Genomic DNA, 17,168 nt, shown 5'->3' with positions numbered 1-17,168 from the left:
TACATTTATAATAAGATGCGAGATTAAATTTAGGAGAGAAGATATGAAAGAAAAAGAGCGTTTAATTATAGAATCGGCTATGAAGTTATTTGCTACTAAGGGTGTAAATGCGACATCAGTGCAGGAAATTGTGACAGCTAGTGGTATATCTAAGGGAGCTTTTTACTTATATTTTAAATCGAAAGATGAGCTTTTATTAGCGACACTTCGATATTATTATGACAAAATCCAAAAGAAAATGCTGGATATTGAACAAGAGTCTTTATTACCACGTGAAAAATTTGCAAAACAATTACATTGTCAGTTTAATGATATACAAAAGCATAAAGAATTTATTATTATGCATGCGAGAGAAAATGCGATTCCGTTTAATAAAGAAGTAGAAGAATTTATGATGCGGATGAAGTTAGAGTCTCATGCATTTTATCGGAATAGTTTATTGTCCATTTATGGTGAAAAGGTTATGCCATATTTATTGGATTTAGTAATTATGGTAGAAGGCATATGCCGTGGGTATTTAGAATTAATTATTTTACAAGCACCAGAAATTGATTTATCGTATGTAGCTGCTTTTATTTTAAAAAGAGTAGATAATTTAGTAGATGGCTTAGTAGAATCTTCGGAAGAACCTATTTTACATGAAGAAAAGCTTGGAGAATTCCTTTGTAAATCAGAGCTTATTAAGGAACAAGTTAAAGAACATTTTTTAAAAGAGATTATTGTATTTAAGCGCACTTTAGCTGATCAATTAGAGGATGATGAGCTGTTGGTTACATTAGATGTTTTAGAGGCGGAAATACGATTGCTTAATCCAAGAATTCCGGTAATTAGAGGTATGTTAGCAAATTTAGAGGCGTATCCGGAATTAAAAGAATTTCGATTACGCCTTATAGGATACTACAATATAAAAAATTCTTAATAAAAATAAGTAAAAAACTCCTTGTCTACACAAGGAGTTTTTTCTTAAAGACTACTTACTATTTTGAGACCATTCTTCAACATCCCAAACTTTTGTGATCCAATCTTCATAGAAGTCCGGTTCGTGACATACAAGGAGAATTGTTCCTTTATATGCTTTCATAGCCTTCTTAAGTTCCGCTTTTGCTGTAACATCAAGATGGTTTGTCGGCTCATCAAATAATAGCCAGTTACTTTCCTCACCCATTAGCTTACATAAACGAACTTTTGCTTGTTCTCCACCACTTAATTGACTTAATGGGCGAGAAATATGTTCATTTTTTAATCCGCATTTTGCTAACATCGCACGAATTTGATGCTGGTCTAGGCCAGGGAATGTATTCCATACATCATCAATTGGTGTTATATTATCAGCTTTAACTTCTTGTTCAAAGTATGCAGGCTCTAAGAAGTCACCAAGACTTGTTTTACCGCTTAAAGGTTTAATTTTACCTAAGATTGTTTTTAGCAACGTTGATTTACCAACACCGTTACATCCAACAATAGCAATTTTTTCACCACGTTCAATCGTCATTGATAGCTTTGGTAGTAGAGGATGCGTATATCCGATTTCTACATTTTCACCTTCAAAGACGAAGCGACTACTTGCGCGACTTTCTTTAAATGAGAATTCAGGTTTAATCGCTGTTTCTGGGCGATCAATAAGTTCCATGCGATCAAGTTGTTTTTGACGACTCTTTGCACGACCTGTCGTTGAATAACGAGCCTTGTTCTTTGCAATGAAGTCTTCTTGCTTTTTGATAAACTCGCGCTGCTTTTCATAAGCGTTTATATGTTGATTTTTATTGATTTCTGCTAGTTCTAGGAATTTTTCATATGTCGCTGTATAGCGTGTCATTTTTGTGAATTCTAGATGGAAAATAACATCAACACATTTGTTCATAAATTCCGTATCATGAGAAATTAATAAGAATGCATGTGGATATTCTTTCAAATAATTTGTTAACCAATGAATATGTTCAACGTCTAAATAGTTAGTAGGTTCATCAAGCAATAACACTTCTGGCTGTTCAAGTAATAGCTTTGCAAGCAATACTTTTGTACGTTGTCCACCACTTAATGCTGAAACATCACGATCTAAACCAATTGCATCAATTCCAAGACCACGTGCAGCCTCTTCAATTTTCATATCTAGTAAATAGAAACCACCTGCTTCAAGTGCATCTTGTATTTCTGCCATTTGCTCAAGAAGTTCTTCTAGTTCTTCTGGTGTAGCAGTTCCCATTTTTTCTGTAACTTCATTTAAAGCTTTTTCCTTTTCGAATAACGGTAAAAATGCATCCGCTAGTACGTCACGGATTGTACGCCCAGGCGTTAAAACAGTATGCTGATCTAAGTAGCCATAATGTGTGCCCGGTGTCCATTCTACGCGACCTTGGTCATGAATAAGCTGACCAGTAATGATATTCATGAATGTTGATTTACCAACACCGTTTGCACCAACTAATCCAACGTGTTCACCTGCTAATAATCGCATAGATACATCTTTAAATAATGTACGATCGCCAAATGTATGTCCTAATTTTTCAACTGTTAATAAGCTCATAGTATCCTCCGTCCAACTTGAAATAGTACCTTGAATCATGATACTAAATTCTTTCATATAATGCCATCATTTCAAAATGTATATTTTTTCAAAAGAAGTGTTTGTAAATGTTAGTATATAAAAAAGTTACTTCTACCTACAGAAGTAACTTTTTGGTTATGCCTTTTGTTTAACTTCACTAACTTTCTTTTCAGCTACAATAAAATGCGGTCTACGTTTTGTTTCATAATAAATACGACCGATATATTCACCAATCACACCTAGGAATATGAGTTGAATACCGCCAATAAATAGTATAGCGGAAATGAGAGTAAAGTAACCAGGAACTTCCACACCACCAAGGATGATTTGAACGAACGTAGTGATTACGTATAAAAGTCCTAAAATGGTTGTTAGTAATCCGAGATATATAGATAGACGTAACGGTTTATTATTGAATGAAATTACACCATCAATTCCGTAATTTAATAATTTCGAGAAGGTCCATTTACTTTCTCCATCAGAACGTAATACATTTTCATATTCAATGATTAATTCGTTATAACCGATCCAAGAAAATAAGCCCTTTGAAAATCGGTTGTATTCACTTAAAGATAATAAAGAATCTACTGCTCTTCGACTTAAAAGTCTAAAGTCACCAATACCGTCTACTAATTCAATATCTACAAATTTATTCATCACTTTATAGTAAAGACGAGAGACGAAAGAGCGAACGGGTGAATCACCAGTTCTGGTTCTTTTTGCAATGACTTGGTCGTAGCCGTCGTTATATCCTTCTAACAGTTCTTTTATTAACGTAGGAGGGTGTTGTAAGTCAGCATCCATAATAACAATTGCATCGCCTGTAGCATATTTTAAACCAGCTAACATTGCAGCTTCTTTTCCGAAGTTTCGACTAAATGATATGTAGTGTACCGATGAATCTACACTAGCTAAATCACGTAAAATATTTAATGTAGCATCTTTACTACCATCATTAACAAAAACAAATTCATAATCGGTAGTTAATTTATGAATTTCAAGGGAAGTCTCTGAATAAAAGGCTCGAAGCACCTTTTCTTCATTGTAGCATGGTACAACTATTGAAAGGGTCATGTTTGACACTCCTTGTTTGTAGTGGATTAAAATAATATTTAGATATTATTTTAGGAAGCTATCTAAATAGATAGCTTCATGATTCATTAAGTGCTCATTATTGCTTTTTAAAAGAAAATTTTCGTCGTGCTTTTGGATTTTTGAAAATTAGTAAAGCTATACAGATAATTAGTGAGATGATTGATATAGTCATACCTAATTTGAAGTAAGGTGTAACGTAAGTCATTTCGATTACATGTGAACCTTTTGTAATTGGAACACCGATAAAGGCAGAATTCGCTTTCGTAAATTCTGTTTCTTTCCCATCAATTTTTATAGTCCAGCCTTTACTATATGGGACAGATAGATATAAGAGCCCGTCTTTATTTGATTTGATATCCCCTTTTAAATAATTGTTCTTATAATAAATATTTTCAAGCCTATTTTCAGTTAGTTTTTTTGTTTCTTTTTGTATACTTTCATAGTTTACAATATTTGCTTGCAAGTCACCTAATTCATACTCACCTGCCATATCAATAGAGATAGTTAGGTTTTCTGGACGCTCATTGCCCAAATTGTAAACAAACCTTTCTAACGGATAAGAGTATGCACCAGCATCGTCCCCTTTTCCTATCGTTTTTCCATTAACAGTTGCATTGAATGTGCCTGCATTTTTTAATTTTAATTCTATCAGTAGATCACCAGGTGTATCAGGATAATTGATAGGTACAATCATATTTCCAAAGCCATGAACAATTAGTTTATTTTCTTGTTTTTCCATGTTTTCGAATTTTGCTTTTTCTGTTTTAATAGATACTGCCTTTGATTTAAGATCTTGTTTATTAAAATGGTTTAATGAAAATTCTTTTGTATTATTAACGACAACAGCATGTAATAATAATTGATCACGCTGAGCGAAGTTTAATTTAGAAAATTCTTCTTCACTTATAGCCGAATCATATACATATCCTAACGGTAAAGCATAGTCATTTTTGTAAATATTATATGGTCCTACTTGCTGTAATAGTTTATATCCATAAGGTACATTCTTTGAATCTGTATCAGCACTTAATACGCGATATTTTATACCTAGCATATTTTCGAGTAGTAGTCGACTATCAGCTTGATAAAACATTGAAGGTGTATCGTACATTTGGAATACGCTATATTTATTTTTCATAAAGTCATGGACATAATAATTAACCAAGCTTTGATACGTACTTACGCCATGATATCCTTGTAGCATTGGTGTGTTATATTCGCTATATGGATTAAGAATACGATAAAAGTCTTTATCATTTTCTTGTATGTAGCGAATTGCAGCAATTTCTTCTTGATTATCATAGCCTGGTTCGTGTAACTTTTCAGTTGAAATCTGGCTCTGTCCGTAAACTGTGCTAAGTATATTATTCGCATACATATAATTCATAGAAATTGTGCTAACGAGTACGTTCAATACAACTAAAAATTGTATGAAAGGTTTAGAAATATAACGCCATAAACATACTGTAATAACAGAAAGAACGACAGTTCCGAGTAAAATGTTATCAACGTCTTGTAAAGGTTTATCAGTTACATTTATATTTGCCTTTCTATAAAATGCATAAATGAATAATCCAATAGACACTAATAAACTTATTAAATAAGGTAATTTGTAGTCTTTCTTATGAATAATCATCCAATCTAGAATGTATGCAATTGTTTGGGCAATTACAAATACAAATAAATAAAACCATCTAGATTGCATTGCTGAAAAACCATTAAACATAGAATATGTATATGGAAGCATAAACAGAATGAACATGAATAACGTAAAGAATACTTTATTCTTAACGAGTTTATCACGTATAAACATTCCAAATACGATTAAGAATAAAATTAAAGCTGGTAAAGCTAATTGATGATTTTCAGCATTATACATGAAGAAAATATTTTCCATTAAATCTTTATAAAATTTATCTTCAAATAATAATGGTATCTCAAACTTTTTTGATAGTCGATCAGCGCTAAATACGGCATTAACTGATGGGAGGAAGCAAACGGCGGCTAAACCGAGTGATAATCCGTACAATAAACCGATTCTAATATAATAAGTTAGAAAAGAGACAATCGTTTTATTTTGTTGTGTCGCAAAGTATTGGAATAATGCATAAATAAATATGAAAATACTTGTGATAAAAGCAAAATAAAAGTTTGATGCTAACATTAAAGTAGCAGCGATTAGGAAAAGGCCGTGCTTCTTTTCAATAATATATTTATCAAGTCCCCATATTACTAATGGTAAAAATACAATGGCATCAGCCATGAAATCCCATAGTAAAGAGTGGCGGATGAAAGTAATACAGCCACCATATATAATAGCAGCAACAAAAGATGAGAATGCTGTTTTATTATGGTAACGTAAAGAACCATACATGAATACCATAGCTAAAAAGTTTTTTAAAATACTCATGTATAATTTCACGTCATATACTTGCTCAAGACTTAGTTTAGGTAGTAACAGTGTAATCCAGAAAAACGGTGATGTGCTGTAATAATAACTAAACTCTCCAAATAAATCTCCACCTAATCCATAATCAAAAGACCAAAAAAGGTTGCCATCTTTAAAGGCATGTTGTAGAAGAAACGTAAAAAAGCCAAATTGACGTAACGCATCCCCTGTACCAGAAAAGGCTTGATTAGATGTTAAAAAGAAATAATGAAAAGCAAAAGCGCACAATAATAATATTGGCATAATTATCATTGTTTTCTTGGAAAAGAATTTATTATTCGGCTTTATGCTCATAAAAATTGATAATCCTCCTTTGAAAGTCGTTACATGTAACAACTAGTTTTTAGGTAGCATATAAAAACACACCAATTTTTAAAGGTGTGTTCTTTAGTTTTAACATGAGAAAATATATATTTTTGTTGAAGCATATATATTTTTACAAGCGTTGAAGTTCATAGTTTACATGTAATTTAGTATAAGGCATTTTCAGAAAGTAAGTCAATTTGAGCTGGAATATATAGCATTTTTTTACTGAAGAAAAATGATGGTATATAAAAAAAGCAAAAAGCTTTTCCATTTTTAAATAGGAAAAGCTTTTTGCTTTTAAGCATGTTTGCGAATGAGCTTTTGTTTTATAAACCCTAAAACAAATCCACGTATTTGAGGATCAATTCCAATTCCAATTATACCGTATAGTATACCAGTAAGAGTTAAAGCAATTAGTGGCGGTAAGTTGATTAATGCAATTCGGTATATACCGTAACTAATAATAAAGGCTAAGGAATTAAATATAACTCCTTTAACTAATAATTGCATGCCTTTACGAATAAAGAGGGTAAATCCGATTAATAGTGTAATTTCGGTAAGGATAGCTGCGGCAGCTGCTCCCATCATTCCATATTTACTACCTAATACAATATAACCTATGATGGCAACAACTAATCCAATAGTCATTGTTGTTGCACGTTTCCATTGCTGGCCAATCGTTGTTAAATTATCGGCTAGTGGATAGTTAATTGATTGTAAAATAACCATAAACGCTAGAATAGCAAGAGCGTCACCAGCGGGAGCGTATTCTTCTCCTAATAAACTAACAATCCAGAAACTTGGATCCGCAATAAAGGGGATAGAAATTCCCATTCCTAAAAAAGACATAAGTTTTAATTCAAAACTTGATAATTTTCTATGTTCTTCAATATTTTTCTCATTACCAAAAGCAAAAAGCCTTGGATAAAAGGCCGCTGCAATTACCCCAGGTATTTGATATAGTACAGCAGGTATTTTAGATGCAGCACCAAAGAATCCAACTTGATTATACGTTGAAACCTTTTCTAATATAATAGGGCCCAATTGTGGTAAGAGCATAATGATGATGCCATTGATTGTAAAAATAAGTAGTTGATCTAAAATGCCTTTATCCCAACCCTTATGGACCTTCGTATAACGTATTGTCATTATAAAGGCGATAACACCTGTTACAAGACTAGATACCCCGTACATGGCAGCAACCATCATAAGTGACCATTGGAAAGACATCCCTAGTAATAGGGCAGCAGCAGCAGTTACACCTTGTAGTACAGAAATAATAGCTGTAAATTGCATGCGTTCTGTTACTTGGAAGTAAGCCATTCCAACACCTTGTAAGGTTGCTCCGAACATTGTTGGTAGAACAACCCAATATACCATCGCGCGTAAGTAAGCATCGGGATAGAAGAACTGGGCAAAAATAGCGAAAAGTACAGAAATTACGATAGCTAATATTAAACGAATACGTAAGTAACTACTTATTAGCACGCTAATATTAGCATCGCTTCTCGTTCCTTCACGCATAAACGTATGTGTTAAACCTGCATCTGTAAAGTAACAAATAACAGCTGAAACTGCTAACGCAGTTGTAAACATACCGTAATCACTTGGAGAAACATACCTTGCAAAGAAAATTGTTGCAATAGCCAGTACAAAACGGACAGTAATGTTTCCTACAAACAGGTAGGATGCGTTTTTTAGAATTTTATTTGTTTTCATGAGAAAAGACCTTTCTATTCTTTAGGACCCGGTTAGCTTGTCCTATTTGTAAATTTGATTTGTTCACAGAAAGAGAGAGTATCGTTATATTTTCAGTTTAAGAAAACAGAAATTTAATTCGTACAAACCAAAGCATTGCATATAGTTTTTTACTACGTTTTCCATTCTTTGAATAGATTTTACGGCAATATTTCTTTATATCTTTTTTGATTAATTGAACTTGTGATTTATCTAATTGAGAGTTTTCTTTAATATATATACAAGCGTTATTGATGACTGTATAAGGGAATAAATAAGTCTCAAGAATTTCAATAAGTAACTGAGAATCTTTTGTAATGAAATCTTGAGATTTATTATGTACCCATTCCTTCATACGATTGAATACTTCCAGTTCTTTTGTCGTTTTTAATTCATAATCTTTATACTTAGAAGAAAGATTTCCTTCTGATAAGATTCTATAATAAGTTAAGTATTCATGGACATAACATACATTTGTCACACTCATAAGTTTAAATAAAAACTCTAAATCTTCGCCCCAACTACATTCTGGTGTAAAACGAATGTTATGATCCATTACGATGGATCGTTTGAAAATCCAAGTACTTGTTTGAGCAACAACTTGATGCGTTAGGAATGCTTTTGCCATATCACCTTTAATAAAGTTTGTTGTATGTTCAACCTTCTCACCTGTTTCTTCGTAGAAATTCATATAACCACAATAGCAAGCGTCCATGTTGTTTTTATGCATACTTTCGACTTGCTTCTCAATTTTAGTTGGATGCCATAAGTCATCGCTATCAAGAAAAGCGACATATTCTCCACTAGCATTTTCAATACCCGTATTACGAGCTACTGAAACACCTTGGTTTTTTTGATGAACGTATTTTACTTGCCCTGGATATTTTTCAGCAAGGTTTTTCACAATAGAAGGTGATTGATCTTTACTTCCATCATCTACAATTACAATTTCGATATTTTTATATGTTTGATCTAGTATTGACTGCATCGTTTCTTCAATATATTTTTCCGTGTTATACAGGGGTATGACAACAGAAACAAGTTGCTTTTGTTCCATCATAGAATTTTTATCTCCTCAAGTTTTTTATGTCTTGCATCATATATACAAGCCTTTTGAAAGGAAGAAGATTACAAGAACATCTGTATAAGTTTAACGCATATAAACTTTGTAAATCAACTTTCTATTAAAAAGGTGGCGGGAAGTTAGATTCTTATGGTTAATTCTCGTATTTCAAACAGCTTTATCATGTCTATTGCATATAACTTCTTATTCATGTCATTTTAACTTATTAGTTAAGTAGGATGTATCTATCTTAACGATTGTGAAGGCGAATAAATTATTATTAAGAATAAAAAACCTCTTAATTTTTGCAATAAATTAAGAGGTTTTTTATATTAGCTATGAAATATTAGGTTAGTCTTTGTCTGGCTCAGTTGCATTTAATTTTTGCTTTAGTAACGCATAATCTTGCGTTAATGTTACAAGTTGATGATGTTGTTTAGAAATTTTTCTTGTTAGGTCAAAAATTAAGATGAAACAGAATAATAGTCCAAATAAGAATAAAATGGAAGGGGGATATTCTACTTTTAATAGTTTTCCAATCCAGTTTATAATTTTATCGGTAGAACTTAAAATAGCCATTGCAATACAAACAAAAATCCATAAAACAGCATATTTCGTTTCTAAAGTTCCACGGCGAATGGAATTAATAATTAATAATAATAATAATAAAATAAAGATGAATGAAAAGGTAATTATAGGCATTTATTATCAACCTTTCACGATTTTTTGCATCAATATAGCAAGGCTTACTTTAATCATGTAATATGCAGATTTAAAAGGTGTGATAGAAGATTGTCCACCTTGTCGCTCTTGCATATTTACAGATATTTCATTAATGCGAAGTTTTTTCTTTTTTAAATGAATAAGAACTTCTGGTTCTGGATAATCTTTTGGATAGTTGTGTGCAAAAATTTTAATTACTTCTCGATTGATAGCACGATATCCAGAAGTTGGATCCATAAATGTTTGTTTTGTTAGTACTTTCAATAGGGCAGTAAAATAAAAAATACCGATCCTTCTGGAAATACTACCTTTATATGCTGTTTTTTCTGTAAAACGTGACCCTAGCACCATATCGCATTCATCTTCAGCGATTGGCTTTATAATTTTATATAAATCATCTGGATTATGTTGTCCATCAGCATCGAACTGAATCGCAATATCATATCCGTTCTCATATGCGTATTTATATCCAGTTTGTACAGCTGAGCCAATACCTAGGTTATATGGTAAATTCACAAGGTGAACAGGAAAATCTTGTACGATTTGAGCTGTTTTATCGTGTGATCCATCATTAATAACACAAATGCTTAATCCTGTAAAATGCTGTTTTAGTTTTAATAATCTTGTTAATGTATCTGCAATTGCTTCTTCCTCGTTATACGCTGGAATAATAATTAACGTTTTTGGTATTGAAATTGGTACTTCAATAGTCATTACCGCACCATCCCTTATATACTTAATCATATTATGGTTATTTTTAAACGAACTTTATTTAATATACCATTAACAGTATAACAAAATAAAGGAAAAGCTGGTGCATGATTTAGGAGAACAGATTGAGAATAAAATGGTAAGAGGTGATATTTTGTATAAAAAAATACATGCAAGGAAGAAAAAATCTGTGCATGTATATGGAAGAGTATTGTATTAAATATTCCAAGGTTTATTTAAAGTTAAAACCTCAGCCATTTCTTTGCTTTTTAAACGTCCTTTTTTTCTATTTTCCGCACGTTCTGAACCGGTTGTGTATAACCAATGTTCTTCCTCAGTTTCAGGTAGTACTTGTGGTACCGACGAAGGTTTTCCATCTTTTATTGCTACAAATGTAATGAAGCAAGTAGCAGCAATTCTACGCTCGCCTGCTAATAAATTTTCTGCGATTACTTTTACGAAAACTTCCATTGAAGATTTCCCTGTATAACATACAAATGCTTCATAACAAACAGAATCAGCCTGGTGAATTGGAGTTAAAAAATCAACTGAATCAATAGATGCTGTTACGCAATGTTTACGACTATGTCTTGCAGCCGCAATCGAAGCAATACTATCAATTTCTGCTAATAATTTCCCTCCAAAAAGTGTTTGGTGATTATTTAAATCGTTAGGAAAAACACGTGTTGTCTTAATTGCTTTAGATTCTCGCATGAATTTCTTTTCCATATATTCAGCCCCTATAGTCTGTTTTCAATCAGAATAATATGTGTAAGCGGATTACTCATATTAGATATTTAATGAAGTAAAGTGTATTCCAAAAGAGGATTATTTAAACTTCTGTATTTGTATTCATGTAACTGAAAGAAAATTTATTTTATCTAAAATGTAGTGTAAAAGAGGATTCGCTTACATTGCAAGTAAAAAGTAATGACTATGTATTTGTCATAGAAATTCTCTATCAGCCGTGTACTCATTCATGATAGAATCGTTTTGTTATGAATGGAAATAGAGGTGCAATGGACATATGAATCATATACAAACAAATTTTTCATCTTTCTTTAATAAAATTACAATCGGTGCGATGCTCGCATTTTTTGTTTATAGTTGTTGGGCAGCATTTGAGACAAGTAAGCAATTTTTTGGAGGAAGTACAACAAGTGTAACAATCATATTAGCAATTTTTATCATACTCATTTTGTTAGTGGCATCAATTCTACAATATCGTTTTACAGATAAACAATTTCTTATTTTTCTTATAAGTATATCTATAGTTGTGAGGCTTAGTATGTTGTTATTTGTAGATGCTCCAATAATTGGTGATCTGAAAGTGATGTATGAGTCTGCAAAGCAGATTGCAATTGGTAATAATATAGGGACTGTCGCTCATTTACCTTTTATTATATATGAGTCAGTAATTATTCGTATATTTGGTGATACATTATTCGCTTTACAACTATTTAATGTGTTATTTTGCGCAGGAACCGCATTTTTTATTTATCGTATTGCAGCAATGGTTTTTGGAGAAGAATGCGGTCGTATTGCTTCTATCTTTTATGCTCTGTATATTCCAAATATATTCATGAGTTCCGTATTAACTCCTGAGTCACTTGCAATATTTTTATTTTATTTTGCTTGTTACATACTTTTATATAAAGGATTAGATCATCCTTATATGTGGGTATTTTCAGCGATTTTATTTGCATTTAGTAATATGATTTTCCCAATGGGATTATTTCTTCCTATTTTTATCACGGTATATGTATTATTAATCGAAGTATTTCAATCAGCAACGAAACAAAAGGTGTTACTAAAGATGATAGGGATACTTATTCTATTTTATAGTGCCCATTTTGGTGTGAATTATGGAATTAAGACAATGGGAATGTCACAATATACGATTGCGAATGAGACGTATGTTCAATCTGTTTTAATTGGAAAAACGCAACATGAAGAAAAAATATCGAAAAATCAAAGTGTAACAGAGCATATTGATCAAAAGTTAAAAGAGATTGAGGGAGAAAGATTTAAACTTTTAGAACCGATGATAAATCAGTTTTCAGATGAGGGGATAAATTCTATTCTTTTCAAATATGAAAAACTGATATATATAGCCGTAACATTGTTTATGACTATAGCTCTATTACACTTCCTTATTAAGAAACAACAAAATGAGGGATATATGTTGTTCTTATTTTTAATTAGTGGATACGTATTGTTAAAGCTCTTCCAAGTAGATATGGCATATTACAATGTAATTATGCCAGCATTGTTTATTTTGCAGAGCTTTGGTGTTTATATGAGTTATGTGTATTGTCAAAAAATATTTTTCAGAAAATAAAAAGAATCCATTCTGGATTCTTTTTTTTGATGGAAGATGAAATTTAGTAGTTAGTACAGATGAAAAGTATGCTTGACTACTAAATTTCATCTTATCGATTTAGTTCTAGTTGCAAATTATCGGCTGTTAGAGCCATTTGTGAGGAATCATCTTGAATTCCTTTCATTACTTGTGAAATAGCTTGTAGTTCGTGTTCAATTTTCTTATTCTGTTCTTTTGAGTTAGACATATCTTTTACGATTTCTTGGAAGTATCGATCTGTTGCCGACATACTATCTGTTCCTTCCGATACGAGAGAGCTAATTTGTTTCACAGAAGACGAGACACGAGTAATTTGTTCATTTGTTTTTTCGACGAGCTTTGTAACGTTAAATATAGATTCTTTCGTTTGCTCTGATAATTTTCGGATTTCGCCAGCAACAACAGAAAACCCTTTCCCAAATTCTCCAGCACGTGCCGACTCAATAGCAGCATTTAGTGCGAGTAAATTTGTTTGCTCCGCAATCGATTTAACAATATCTATGATTTCATTAATTTTGTTAGAAATATTGAGAAGTTCATGAGTATCTGTAATAATCGTTTCCATATTCATTTGAATAGATCCCATTCGTTTGTTTTGCTGGTTTAATTGTTCTTTCCCTTTATTCGCTTTTTCTTCAGATGTTGTAGCTAATGATGTACCTGTTTTAGCAATCTCTACAATAGTTTCAGATTTGGCGGTTAGTTTTTGAATAGAAGAGCTTGTTTTTTCAGATACAGCAGCTAGTTCTGTTGCGATATGCGTAATTGTCATAGCAGTTAATTCTTTTTCTTTCTCATGCTCTTTTTGCATTCTTTCATATTCAGATTCATAAGCTGCAAGAACAAGTTCTTGTTCAAGAGTGAATAATTTATTTATAACATTTATAGAATATGAAAAATCATCGATTGTCGTTATTTTTGTTTGCAAAATCTTCATGATAGAGCGGAATAATTCTTGATAAGCAGCAGTATACCATTTTCGATGTAAACCAATTTGTACATGCCTTTTGGCAATCCTAACACGCTGTTCAATAAAATCTTCATGCATATTGCCGCTGAATAATTCTTTAATATGTGTTTTTAAAGTTTGTTTTAGTTTTGGAATAGAGCTATAACGCTCAATAATAGTAATTAAATTAGGTTGTTTTGTAATGTTGGCATAGAATTTTTCAGTAATCCAATCAATTTCTGCATAAATAAAAGGCTGTAGTACTTTTACAACTTGTAAATCTTCTTTTGAAATATGTAGCATATCCATTTGAATTTTTAATTCAGAATTAGTAGGTACATTAAAAGTTATTTGTTGGTTCTTACTTAATTCGATTATACTGGCATTTGTTTTATTAATATTTTTTTTGAAAACCCCAAGCATCATTCTTCCCCCTGTATATAAAACGTTTTCAATTTTAAAACTAATATAGAGTAATTATATATGCTTATATATAATTACTCTATATTAGTTCGTTGAATAGTATATAAATTAAGAGAATTCTATCTAGAATTCTCTTAATGGCCTTTATTAATTTTAGCATGTGTTTTAAAGAAAACAGGGAAATGCACATTATATATTACAGTGACGACACGAATAACGAATGTTACTAATAAACAAACATAGAAAGCTAATACGTGCGCCCCCATAGCGTGTGTAATTAGGAAGCTAATTGCTCCTAAGATAGAAGCGATTGCGTAAATCTCTTTTCGGAATACGTAAGGGATATCTTGAGCACAAATGTCACGCAAAATACCGCCTCCAATACCTGTAATGACTCCCATTGAAACAACTAGAAATGAGGCGTCAACATGATGTGACATTGCCGCATTTGCACCAATAGCTGTAAAAACGCCTAAGCCAACAGCATCAGAAAGCATAATAACGACTTGAAGTTTATTGATACGCTCAAAAAACATACAAGTAAATAATGCTGATAATACACTTACGAAAAAGTAAATGGGTTTTACAAATGCGACAGGGGGCAGGTTACCAATCATGATATCACGAATAATACCGCCGCCGAGCGCAGTGGCTACAGCTAAACAAAGGACACCAAATAAATCTAAATCTTTTTTTAAACCAACTAATGTACCAGAAATGGCAGCGGCGATAATGCCAAGAAACGTAAATATATCGATTAATAACATGGCCTTAATCCCTTCCTCTTAAAGATGTTCCAGAGAAAAAATATACACTAAAGTATTGGAAATAACAATTACTTTTCGCTACATGTAGAAAAACGGATAAAATTCATAAAGAAAGCGTTTGAAAATGTTTGGAAAATAACCATAAAGTAATCTGAAAAAGATATGAAAAGATTAATTTTACATTTTTTGATGTTGTTAATTTGGTGAAATATTACAATTAGAGGTGAGATATTTATATTTGTATAAAATGATAAAAAAATATGTATATACTGACAAAAATAAGGGGATGGTTGTTAGATAGATTTTGTAAAAATAGGGGAGTATAGCTAAAGGACGATGATTTTTATTACTTATTAATACTTGTCCTGGCTAGTTTTAGCTGGAAAAATAGTTCTCGATTTGAATATGAGTTATGTTATAATTGCTAGGTGTGTTTGAATGATAAAAAATTATGATTAAAAGATAATGTTAAGATTTTGTATGGAGGTCTTGGAATGTTAGCAAATCAAGCTAGGGTTAGATTTGAGCATTTTTTGCTCTTTTTTATTATTTTACAGCCTGTTTTAGATTTATTAACGTCTCTTAGCATCACTTTATTAAAGTCAAATGCTACCGTTGGAATTTTAGTAAGATTCCTTATTATGGCTGTTGGTGGTATTTACATTTTAATTCAGGCAAAAGAGAAGGAAAATAGAAAGTTTTTAATTTATCTTATATTATTAGCCGGAGTTTTAGGGATAGGGTTTATTAATAACAAACTAGTTAAAAATCCTATTGTACTTGGTGAAGAGGTTAAATTCGTTGCGAAAGCATTGTATATATATATCATGCTGGGATCATACATTTTAGCTTTAAAATCATTGAAAAAGACAGTTAATATTAGTGATAAGGTTCGAAATAGTATTGTATATTCTACATTAATCATTAACGCAATTATGGTTATTTCTATTTCAACATCTACTGACTTTGGTAGTTATGAATGGATGAAGGTTGGTTCTCGAGGTTGGTTCTATGCAGGGAATGAACTAGGTTCAATCTTAGCTATTATTTTCCCTATTGTGGTACTATATTCTATTCAAAAAACAAAGAGCTGGAAACACATTTTATATTGGATTCCATCACTTTTAATGATTTATTCGCTAATTCAAGTCGGTACAAAAGTTGGAATGGGCTCAATTGGTGCTACGTTAGGGGCAGCAATCGGAATCATTGTACTACAATTATTATTTGATAGAAAAAATCCGAACAAAAAATCCCTTGCGCTTAATGCAGTAATTGCTATGGTCCTATTAGCTGGTGTAGTTGGGACGTTTAAACAAACACCATTAGCACAAAATATGGGTATTCACAATAATTATTTATCAGAGCAAAATGTGGCACAGCAAGGTCAAAAAGAAAAAGAAATTAAAGAGAAGCTGAAAAAAGAGCAAGAACTTAAAGCAAAAGAAGAAAATCATCATAAAGTTGAAAAGCCAGAAGAAAAGGCGAAGATAGAAGAGGAAGTCAAGAAAGAGCTTGAGAAAGAGCAAAAGAAAGAAAATCAAGAAAATCTTATTTTCAGTGGACGTCAAGTATATGAAGAAAGACATAAGCAGTTCTTTAAAGAAGCGCCAATGTCACAAAAGTTATTAGGAATGGGTTATGCAGGTAACTTTAAATACAATGAACAAAAGCAGCCAGATCCAAAACTAATTGAAATGGACTTCCATGATTGGTTTTATGATTTCGGGATTATTGGCTTTGTATTACTAATGATTCCATTTATTTATTACGGGCTAAGAATTTTACTAGCATTTGCTACGAGATTTAAGGACATATTCAATATAAAATATGGAATGATTTCAGCAAGCTTATTGTTAGCGTTAGGTATTGCTTATATTGCAGGACATATTTTAACAGCACCAGGAGTTGGAATTTACTTTGTAGTGGTGTTAGCTTATCTAATAGTAGACCTAGAAATTGAATGATAAAAATAAAAGCTAACTTTTGTTAGCTTTTATTTTTTAGTACAGTAAAATAAAAATAGATGGAAACGTAG

13 protein-coding genes and 1 pseudogene are annotated in these 17,168 nt (G+C 31.8%); 3 read left to right on the top strand and 11 right to left on the bottom strand.

Annotation, left to right across the window (positions count from 1 at the left end; translation table 11 throughout):
- Positions 1–43: 43 nt before the first annotated feature.
- Positions 44–919 carry a TetR/AcrR family transcriptional regulator gene (locus tag MR136_RS10295; protein ID WP_000659648.1) on the top strand — a complete coding sequence of 292 codons (876 nt, stop codon included), beginning with the start codon at positions 44–46 and terminating at the stop codon, positions 917–919.
- A 51-nt stretch (positions 920–970) separates the two neighbouring features.
- On the opposite strand, the gene MR136_RS10290 is transcribed toward MR136_RS10295, so the two are convergent.
- The 8 genes from MR136_RS10290 to MR136_RS10255 form a co-directional block, all read right to left on the bottom strand.
- The gene (locus MR136_RS10290) at positions 971–2,524 is read right to left on the bottom strand and encodes an ABC-F family ATP-binding cassette domain-containing protein (protein ID WP_000055410.1); all 1,554 of its coding nucleotides are present in this window, start codon (positions 2,522–2,524) and stop codon (positions 971–973) included.
- Positions 2,525–2,680: 156 nt separating this feature from the next.
- Positions 2,681–3,619, bottom strand: a complete 939-nt coding sequence (locus MR136_RS10285; RefSeq protein WP_063219912.1) for a glycosyltransferase family 2 protein — start codon at positions 3,617–3,619, stop codon at positions 2,681–2,683.
- A 97-nt stretch (positions 3,620–3,716) separates the two neighbouring features.
- On the bottom strand, positions 3,717–6,383 hold the full coding sequence (locus tag MR136_RS10280) for a YfhO family protein (protein WP_242259364.1): 2,667 nt from the start codon (positions 6,381–6,383) through the stop codon (positions 3,717–3,719).
- A 309-nt stretch (positions 6,384–6,692) separates the two neighbouring features.
- Positions 6,693–8,114, bottom strand: a complete 1,422-nt coding sequence (locus tag MR136_RS10275; protein ID WP_046393130.1) for an oligosaccharide flippase family protein — start codon at positions 8,112–8,114, stop codon at positions 6,693–6,695.
- Between the two features lie 97 nt (positions 8,115–8,211).
- Entirely contained in the window at positions 8,212–9,192 is a 981-nt protein-coding gene (locus MR136_RS10270; protein WP_000970530.1) for a glycosyltransferase family 2 protein, read from the bottom strand.
- A 354-nt stretch (positions 9,193–9,546) separates the two neighbouring features.
- Entirely contained in the window at positions 9,547–9,897 is a 351-nt protein-coding gene (locus MR136_RS10265; protein ID WP_001121774.1) for a DUF2304 domain-containing protein, read from the bottom strand.
- Between the two features lie 6 nt (positions 9,898–9,903).
- Positions 9,904–10,632 carry a glycosyltransferase family 2 protein gene (locus MR136_RS10260; protein WP_000151539.1) on the bottom strand — a complete coding sequence of 243 codons (729 nt, stop codon included), beginning with the start codon at positions 10,630–10,632 and terminating at the stop codon, positions 9,904–9,906.
- A gap of 213 nt (positions 10,633–10,845) precedes the next feature.
- The gene (locus MR136_RS10255; RefSeq protein ID WP_000412123.1) at positions 10,846–11,358 is read right to left on the bottom strand and encodes an acyl-CoA thioesterase; all 513 of its coding nucleotides are present in this window, start codon (positions 11,356–11,358) and stop codon (positions 10,846–10,848) included.
- A gap of 298 nt (positions 11,359–11,656) precedes the next feature.
- Between MR136_RS10255 and MR136_RS10250 the strand changes: the two genes are divergently transcribed.
- Positions 11,657–12,970 carry an ArnT family glycosyltransferase gene (locus MR136_RS10250; RefSeq protein WP_242259363.1) on the top strand — a complete coding sequence of 438 codons (1,314 nt, stop codon included), beginning with the start codon at positions 11,657–11,659 and terminating at the stop codon, positions 12,968–12,970.
- A gap of 91 nt (positions 12,971–13,061) precedes the next feature.
- Here the strand turns inward: MR136_RS10250 and MR136_RS28550 are convergent, their stop codons facing one another.
- The 3 genes and pseudogenes from MR136_RS28550 to MR136_RS10240 form a co-directional block, all read right to left on the bottom strand.
- Positions 13,062–13,763 (bottom strand): methyl-accepting chemotaxis protein, encoded by a 702-nt coding sequence (locus MR136_RS28550; RefSeq protein WP_370658441.1) that lies wholly within the window; start codon positions 13,761–13,763, stop codon positions 13,062–13,064.
- A 54-nt stretch (positions 13,764–13,817) separates the two neighbouring features.
- Positions 13,818–14,363: pseudogene (locus MR136_RS28545) on the bottom strand (protoglobin family protein); the annotation flags it as partial.
- Positions 14,364–14,497: 134 nt separating this feature from the next.
- Positions 14,498–15,130 carry a trimeric intracellular cation channel family protein gene (locus tag MR136_RS10240; RefSeq protein ID WP_000924371.1) on the bottom strand — a complete coding sequence of 211 codons (633 nt, stop codon included), beginning with the start codon at positions 15,128–15,130 and terminating at the stop codon, positions 14,498–14,500.
- A 494-nt stretch (positions 15,131–15,624) separates the two neighbouring features.
- Between MR136_RS10240 and MR136_RS10235 the strand changes: the two genes are divergently transcribed.
- Entirely contained in the window at positions 15,625–17,097 is a 1,473-nt protein-coding gene (locus tag MR136_RS10235) for an O-antigen ligase family protein (RefSeq protein WP_000880755.1), read from the top strand.
- The last annotated feature ends 71 nt before the right edge of the window (positions 17,098–17,168 follow it).

Source organism: Bacillus cereus group sp. BfR-BA-01311 (genome assembly GCF_022664295.1).
In the GTDB taxonomy this organism is placed as follows: domain Bacteria; phylum Bacillota; class Bacilli; order Bacillales; family Bacillaceae_G; genus Bacillus_A; species Bacillus_A cereus.
Note: the sequence above shows the minus strand (reverse complement) of the source record. Positions and strands in the feature narration are given on the sequence as shown.

Bases quoted from the DNA above. Each gene is read 5' to 3' on its own strand.
- MR136_RS10280 (WP_242259364.1), bottom strand. From the start codon at position 6,383: ATGAGCATAAAGCCGAATAATAAATTCTTTTCCAAGAAAACAATGATA.
- MR136_RS10260 (WP_000151539.1), bottom strand. From the start codon at position 10,632: ATGACTATTGAAGTACCAATTTCAATACCAAAAACGTTAATTATTATT.
- MR136_RS10235 (WP_000880755.1), top strand. From the start codon at position 15,625: ATGTTAGCAAATCAAGCTAGGGTTAGATTTGAGCATTTTTTGCTCTTT.
- MR136_RS10255 (WP_000412123.1), bottom strand. From the start codon at position 11,358: ATGGAAAAGAAATTCATGCGAGAATCTAAAGCAATTAAGACAACACGT.
- MR136_RS28550 (WP_370658441.1), bottom strand. From the start codon at position 13,763: ATGACAATTACGCATATCGCAACAGAACTAGCTGCTGTATCTGAAAAA.
- MR136_RS10295 (WP_000659648.1), top strand. From the start codon at position 44: ATGAAAGAAAAAGAGCGTTTAATTATAGAATCGGCTATGAAGTTATTT.
- MR136_RS10240 (WP_000924371.1), bottom strand. From the start codon at position 15,130: ATGTTATTAATCGATATATTTACGTTTCTTGGCATTATCGCCGCTGCC.
- MR136_RS10270 (WP_000970530.1), bottom strand. From the start codon at position 9,192: ATGATGGAACAAAAGCAACTTGTTTCTGTTGTCATACCCCTGTATAAC.
- MR136_RS10290 (WP_000055410.1), bottom strand. From the start codon at position 2,524: ATGAGCTTATTAACAGTTGAAAAATTAGGACATACATTTGGCGATCGT.
- MR136_RS10275 (WP_046393130.1), bottom strand. From the start codon at position 8,114: ATGAAAACAAATAAAATTCTAAAAAACGCATCCTACCTGTTTGTAGGA.
- MR136_RS10250 (WP_242259363.1), top strand. From the start codon at position 11,657: ATGAATCATATACAAACAAATTTTTCATCTTTCTTTAATAAAATTACA.
- MR136_RS10265 (WP_001121774.1), bottom strand. From the start codon at position 9,897: ATGCCTATAATTACCTTTTCATTCATCTTTATTTTATTATTATTATTA.
- MR136_RS10285 (WP_063219912.1), bottom strand. From the start codon at position 3,619: ATGACCCTTTCAATAGTTGTACCATGCTACAATGAAGAAAAGGTGCTT.